5 protein-coding genes are annotated in these 7,035 nt (G+C 39.2%); all 5 read left to right on the top strand.

The genetic code is table 11. From position 1 onward, the window contains the following. The first annotated feature begins 211 nt into the window (after positions 1 to 211). Genes FC093_RS21265 through FC093_RS21245 form a run of 5 tightly spaced genes read left to right on the top strand, consistent with a single transcriptional unit; the run spans position 212 to position 7,033 of the window. Positions 212 to 1,012, top strand: coding sequence for a polysaccharide biosynthesis/export family protein (locus FC093_RS21265; RefSeq protein ID WP_137263832.1), 801 nt, complete (start codon positions 212 to 214; stop codon positions 1,010 to 1,012). 52 nt (positions 1,013 to 1,064) lie between these two features. Further along, on the top strand, positions 1,065 to 3,431 hold the full coding sequence (locus tag FC093_RS21260; protein WP_137263831.1) for a GumC family protein: 2,367 nt from the start codon (positions 1,065 to 1,067) through the stop codon (positions 3,429 to 3,431). A gap of 53 nt (positions 3,432 to 3,484) precedes the next feature. Then, on the top strand, positions 3,485 to 5,281 hold the full coding sequence (locus FC093_RS21255; RefSeq protein ID WP_137263830.1) for an ABC transporter ATP-binding protein: 1,797 nt from the start codon (positions 3,485 to 3,487) through the stop codon (positions 5,279 to 5,281). A 34-nt stretch (positions 5,282 to 5,315) separates the two neighbouring features. Continuing rightward, the gene (locus FC093_RS21250; RefSeq protein WP_137263829.1) at positions 5,316 to 6,164 is read left to right on the top strand and encodes a glycosyltransferase family 2 protein; all 849 of its coding nucleotides are present in this window, start codon (positions 5,316 to 5,318) and stop codon (positions 6,162 to 6,164) included. After that, positions 6,161 to 7,033, top strand: coding sequence for a glycosyltransferase (locus FC093_RS21245; protein WP_137263828.1), 873 nt, complete (start codon positions 6,161 to 6,163; stop codon positions 7,031 to 7,033). The genes FC093_RS21250 and FC093_RS21245 overlap by 4 nt, the downstream gene beginning before the upstream one ends. Positions 7,034 to 7,035: the final 2 nt, after the last annotated feature.

Genomic DNA, 7,035 nt, shown 5'->3' with positions numbered 1-7,035 from the left:
GAGGAGCGAAAGGGAGACGTAAAACACAGCCTTGCCGATATCTCTAAAGCAAAGCAACTGATCGGCTATCAGCCCCAAATAAATATACAGGAAGGACTGAATTTAACTATTCCATGGTACGCGGATACGTACCAGCAAGCAGTTGTGTAACAGTCAACTAGCTATAGCCCCTACCTATCGCATTATTGCCATTTTACTAAAACAAAAGATCATGTTTTCAACCTCCCGGCCACTGGTATTTTCTGTATTCATAATTGCCATTACTTTACTTTCTTCCTGCACATCTTCTAAGCAACTTACTTATTTTCAGGATTTACCTGACAAAAACGTAATAGACTTACCTCCCATGCAGCCAGAAGAAAGAGTAATAGAAAACGGCGACGATCTGTACATCAATTTTTCTGCAAAAGATAACGAAGCAGCTAATTACTTTAATAAAAGCAGCACTACTGCTGTAGTGCCTGCGGTACCAGGTACCGTTTCTGCGCCAGCAACTACTACAGGCTCCAGCTATATTGTAGCAAATGATGGCTTTATTGAAATCCCGAGACTGGGTAATATAAAAGTTGTTGGCTTAACTGCCGGACAACTACGTGCTAAACTGCTGACCAGCGTTGCGCCCTACCTTAAAGACCCGATGGTTGAAGTGAGATTCAACACCTTTAAAATTTCTGTTATAGGTGAAGTGCGCAGCCCCGGCAGGTATGTATTAGATATGCAGCGTACTACTATTTTTGAAGCACTTGCGGCGGCAGGCGATTTACCATTAACTGCCAAACGATACAATGTAGAACTGTACAGAGATTATAATGGGCAGCGTAAAATTTACAAAATCGATTTAACGAAAGCGAGTGTCCTAAACAACCAGGAAATTTTCCAGTTGCGGCACAATGATGTGCTGTATGTTCAACCCCTTCAAAATACAATAGCAAGAGAAAACTTTAATACTGTTACTGCTACATTGTCCATTATACTTAGTGTTGTTACGCTTGGTTATGCAATATTTAAGTAACCACGGTTTTGTATACACTTAAACCGATTAATACTAACAAACACATCCACTTATGGAAAATATTGAGTTGGAAGAAGAGAAAAAAAGCGGCTTTGATATAAAGCGTTACCTCTCTAAGATTAAGAGAAATTATTATTGGTTTTTACTGTCCGTACCATTGTTCATTACAGGAGCATATTATTATGTACATTATACCTTGCCGGTATATGAAATTACAACTAATGTACTGATAAAACAGCCTACTGAAAATGCTAACAAGCTAGGCTCGGCATTTAGTAATACGGGAAATGTTGTGGGGGGCGCTGCACAGATTGCGAGTGATGTGAATAATGAAGTTTTTAAACTTAAATCTGTTGCTGTTGTAGCCGCCGTTGTAGATTCACTTAAGCTAGACATTAAGTTGTATAAAAAAGGCAGTACCTTAAATCAGCCAATTGACCTTACAACGTTTCCGGTAGATGTTTTGCTGAATAGAAGCGGGAGTAATACTAACGTTTCTTCATCGGTATATCAGCTTCTTTTGCAGAAGAATTCCTATGAGCTGCGGTCAGAGACCATTCATGCAAAGGGCAGGTATAATGAGCCACTTATTTTGCAAGGTGATACCCTCATGTTTAAACTAAAGGATAATGTTGCAACACCTGCAGATGGTGAATATGTATTTAGTTACATACCCAAAAAGAGTGCAATTATAAACTATATATCAGGGTTGAGTATTAGTCCGGTTTCCAAAGGTGGCATGGGATTGCTGCAGGTAAGTTTAAAAGACGAGATACCCGACAGGGCTAAAACAGCCATAGCTATTATGGTGTCTGTTTATGACATTCAGAATCTTGATTATAATAATCAGGCATTACGTAAGGAAATGGATTTTTTAAGAGAACGGCTTGCTACTGCAGGTGCTGAATTAGATCAGCAGGAGAAAGCAGTAAGCAGTTTTAAAGCAGGCAATCAGATATACGATGTATCGGCTTCTGCTAATCAGCTACTTGGCTCTTTGCCAACTATTGACACTAAAAAGTCGGATAACATGCTGAAGCAGGATATGTTGTCTTTGGTTGAATCGAATATACAAACCGCTGGTAATAAAGAAGAAATCATTCCGAATGTAAGCGGTCTGCAGAATCCGCAAATGGCAGACAATATCAATAAGTACAATCAACTTGTGATGCAAAAACGCCATGTGCTGGAAAATGGCACTGCCCAAGATCCCAGGTTGGCTGGTATCAATAGCCAGATGCAGCAATTGCGCAGTAATGTGTTGAATAATATAAGAACAGTACGGAACGAAATAAAGGTAAACGAAAGCTCTTTATCCAATCAGGAACAAAAAATTAGCAGCAAGTTTACTAACATTCCTACAAAAGAAAAAAAGCTGGTAGAACTAAACAGACTGCTCAACATCAAAGAATCTATTTATACCTTTTTACTGCAAAAAAAAGAAGATAAAGAAATAGAACTGGCATCTACACAGGTAGCTAATTCAATCATTATTGATGATGGCTTAGGTGGTATCAACCAGTTTCCTAAACCACTTAATATTTACGGTATCGCTTTAGGTACAGGTGCTGCATTGCCCGCCTTAGTAATTTTTATTATTGTATTTCTTAACAAAAGGCTGCAAACAAGGCACGATGTGGAGGTATTAACTACACTACCTATTGCAGGCGAGATAAGCAATGTAGAAATAGAGGAAAGTTCTTTGATAGTTACTCCAGCTAATGTTTCATCGGAGGCAGAACAATTCCGAACACTCCGGACGAATATTTATTATCTCACACCCGGACTGAAACGCAAAACACTTCTTATTACATCGGGTAATAGCGGAGAGGGAAAAAGTTTTATAAGTGCCAACCTGGCCAATACAATGGCAATTGCCAATAAAAAAGTGGTGTTGCTGGAGTTTGATTTGCGTACGGTTGGTTTATCAGAAAAAATGGGTGTAAGCAAAACTATCGGGCTTGCCAACTACCTGATGGGTGATGTGGAAATAGAAGAAATTATACAGCGAACATCCAACTCTAATAATCTTTTCTTCATCAGTTCTGGTTATCCGCTCGCACCAAATCCAGGAGAGTTGATTCTGAGTGAAAGGATGGACGAATTATTTGAATTTTTAAAAGCCAACTTTGATGCTATTGTAATAGATACACCACCGGTAGGCCCGGTATCGGATGCGCTTACATTAGCTAAATGGGCTGATGTTTCCTTCTTTGTAGTGCGCCATAAAGAAACATTGCTTACTACATTCAAGCTTATTAACAAATTGTATAGTGAGCAAAAGCTGCCGCAGCTTAAGATTATTATTAATGGCATAACAGATAATAAAGATTTCAACTACGGCAATAACTATGGCTACGGCTATGGGTATAACTACAATGTAAAACAAAAAAGAAAAAGGAAGTTTATTCTAAATTGACCATAGTAAGGCATTTAACCAATTCTGCACTTCCGTTATAAATTCCAAATCCAGTGAAGCTATCATTCAAAAATAACTTTTTAGGTTACTTCAGTTTTTATTACCGCATTATTGGTAATAGCTTTTTTGCGTATCTGTCCCTTAGTGTTTTAGTCTCTATTTTAGATGGTTTAGGACTTGCCATGTTTGTTCCGCTGCTGCAATTGGTAAGCGACGGCAATGCTACCAACTCGGCGGCCCAATCATTAGGTCAGTTTAAGTATATCGTTAATTTTATTCAACTGCTTGGGTTTGGGCTTACGGTGAATTCAATACTGGCAATGGTGTGTATTTTGTTTTTAATAAAGGGGCTTTTGAAGTACATCCATTTATCTTTTAACGCTGGTATCCGGTACAAACTCATAAAAAAAGTAAGGTTTGAACTGCTTAACAATCTGCAAAATTTATCGTTTCCGGCTTTCGTAAAACTGGATGCTGGTAAAATACAGAATACACTAACCACTGAGGTTACAAGGTTGTTCCAAACAATGTCTTATTACTTCAGCGCGGCACAGTCTTCTGCCATGCTCATTACCTATATTGTGCTTGCTTTTTTAGCTAATTACCAGTTTGCAGTATTGGTTACAATAGGTTCGCTGGTATCCAATATCATTTATAAAAGAATATACCGAACACTTAAGAAAACTTCTGCTGAAATATCTAAAAAAGGAAGTGATTTTAACGGCTTTCTCATCCAGGCAGTACACTACTTTAAATACCTGAAGGCTACAAACACTTTCAGCAGCTATGCCACCAAGCTGAGAAATGTGATTGTAGAAACAGAAAGTCTTAACAGGCATACCGGCAAGCTTAAAGCATTGGGCTTAAGTATAAAAGAGCCGGTAATCGTTGTTATCGTAAGCCTTGTAATATTGATACAGGTCAATTTTATAGGAACCAACCTCAGTACTATTGTATTAAGCCTGGTGCTTTTTTATCGGGCATTGAGTTTTTTGGTATCTGTACAAACCGACTATCAAAGCTTTATAGAGCAGATAGGCGCTATGGATAGCATTGCTGCTTTATCTGATGAGATGGCTAAGCTAAAAGAAAATAAAGGAACAGAGGATTTTAAAGTACTCACTACAGGCATTACATTCTGTGATGTAGCATTTAACTACGGTAGCAAACAAGCACTCAGCCAAATAAACCTTTCTGTACCGGTAAAACAAACCATTGCATTAATTGGCGAAAGTGGTTCGGGCAAAACGACCATTGCCAATATGATCGCCGGTTTAATAAAGCCAAATAGCGGTAAAGTAATGATTGATAATGTATCGCTCGAAGACATATCAATGGGTGTTTATCGCGATAAAATAGGCTATATATCGCAAGAGCCGGTAGTGTTTAACGATAGCATTTATAACAACGTAACCTTTTGGGCACCGTCAACAAGAGAAAACCTGTTACGTTTCGAAAAAGCACTCAAAATGGCATCGTTGCAGCAGTTTGTAAAATCCCTGCCCGAAAAAGAGCACACGAAGCTGGGTAATAATGGCATACTCATTTCCGGCGGACAAAAGCAACGTATTTCTATAGCACGGGAATTATTTAAAGAAGCTGAAATTCTCATTTTTGATGAAGCTACTTCTGCGCTTGATTCGGAGACAGAAAGAATTATTCAGGAAAATATACAACAATTACAAGGCAGCTTTACTATGATATTGATTGCGCATCGCTTATCTACAGTTAAAAAAGCAGATATCATTTACCTGGTTGAAAATGGAAGAATAACTGCCTCCGGCTCGTTTGAACAAATGATAGAATCTTCTACCCGGTTTAAGAAAATGGTTTCCCTGCAAATGGTTTAATTTTTTTCACCCTAATACATACAATACAAGCTCAATGATTTCTGTTATCACGCCAACCTACAACCGCGCCGATCTTGTACAGCAAACCATTAAAAGCATACAGGCGCAAACGTTTACTGATTGGGAAATGATTATAGTGGATGATGGTTCTACAGATAATACCCAACAGGCAATACAACCTTATTTAGCCGATAAGCGGATCAGTTATATTAAAAAAAATAATACCGGGCAGCCCGATAGCCTCAATGTAGGTGTAAGCCACGCCAAATGTGAGTTTATAGTTTTTCTGGACAGCGATGATGAAGCATATACCCACTGGCTGCAAACGGTTGCTCCTTACCTGAAAGAAGATGTAGCTATTGCCTGTGCCGGTGCTATACGCAAATTGCTCGATGGCACTAAGATTGAAGAAGGCTTAAGCGATTATAAGCTATATGGCAAAACGTATCGCCTCAAATTTACCTGCGGCTCACTTTTCATCAGGCGTACTATTTTTAATGCCATTGGAGGCTATGATGCTACCATGCGTTCTGCTATACAAACCGATTTAGGTTATCGCCTGATAGATTATATACGCAAAAGACATTACAAAACAGTAGCAGTTGAACAAAACCTGGTACAGATAAATATTCATGCCGGTGAGCGCATCCGTACCAACTGGAGCAGAAGAAGAGAAGGATCTATTCAATTTTTGAACAAACATTTTGCATTCATCCAGCAAAACGATAAACGGGAAATTGCCAGCCTTTGCTCCACCATTGCATTCTCCAGCTACAAACTAAAAAGAAAAAAAGAAGCACTCCGCTATCTGCTGATGGCTATCAAATATCATCCACAAAGAGGAGTTAATTACTTAAGAGTTGTAAAATACACATTGTTATGACAAAACTTGTTTGTGCAGTAATAGTAACCTACAACAGGCTGGAAGTTTTAAAGCAAGCATTACGATGTATTGAACGTCAAACTATACAACCTGCTTGTGTGGTTATTGCCGATAACAATAGCACCGATGGTACGCGCGAGTATCTGGCTACTATCAATGCTAAAGGCAACATACATTGTCTATTGCTGGAAAAAAATATTGGCTATGCAGGTGGCCTTGCTCATGGAATAAATTATGGTCTTACACTCAAACAGTTTGATTACTTCTGGATGATGGATGATGACAGCTTTCATGCCGATAATACGCTGGCAGACCTGCTGCAAAGCATACAGCAGAATGATTGCGACATCATAGGTTCTGCCGGCTTCAATATGAAGTATGGTGTAAAGCAGAAGCTTACTGCGCGCACTACCCTGCAACATGCCGATGTAGTATTGGTGGATGGCGCTTTGGTAAAAGCTGCTGTAGTAGCAAAGGTGGGCGCACCAGATGAAAAGTTCTTTATGATGTGCGAAGACTATGAGTACTGCAAGCGTATGCGTAAGGAAGGCTTTAAAATAGGGCTTTTGCAAATTCCATCAACTAATAGGTTGTATATGGGCGGTGGCGGTACATTTACCAAAGCCACCCTTTGGCGCGGCTACTATCATTCCCGCAATCATATGCTGATATTAAAACAGTATTTTTCTTTTAGCAGCCTTATTGGTTATTGTATCACACAAACTAAATTTCTGTTGGCGGCTGCTGTATTAGCTCCGGACCGTTTTCAGCGTGTAAGGTTTCGTTTAAAAGGCATATGGCATGGGTTGCGCGGCGTAGAAGGCAAATCGCTCGACCCCGCCACACTGCAATTTCAATTGAATAAGTAATC

Origin of the sequence: Ilyomonas limi (genome assembly GCF_005233845.1) — a bacterium.
Lineage (GTDB): Bacteria > Bacteroidota > Bacteroidia > Chitinophagales > Chitinophagaceae > Ilyomonas > Ilyomonas limi.
The sequence above is the reverse complement of the archived record's forward strand: the minus strand, read 5'-3'. Positions and strand labels throughout refer to the sequence as shown.

Excerpts from the sequence above, each read along its gene's own strand:
- FC093_RS21265 (WP_137263832.1), top strand. The coding sequence starts at position 212 with ATGTTTTCAACCTCCCGGCCACTGGTATTTTCTGTATTCATAATTGCC.
- FC093_RS21260 (WP_137263831.1), top strand. The coding sequence starts at position 1,065 with ATGGAAAATATTGAGTTGGAAGAAGAGAAAAAAAGCGGCTTTGATATA.
- FC093_RS21250 (WP_137263829.1), top strand. The coding sequence starts at position 5,316 with ATGATTTCTGTTATCACGCCAACCTACAACCGCGCCGATCTTGTACAG.
- FC093_RS21245 (WP_137263828.1), top strand. The coding sequence starts at position 6,161 with ATGACAAAACTTGTTTGTGCAGTAATAGTAACCTACAACAGGCTGGAA.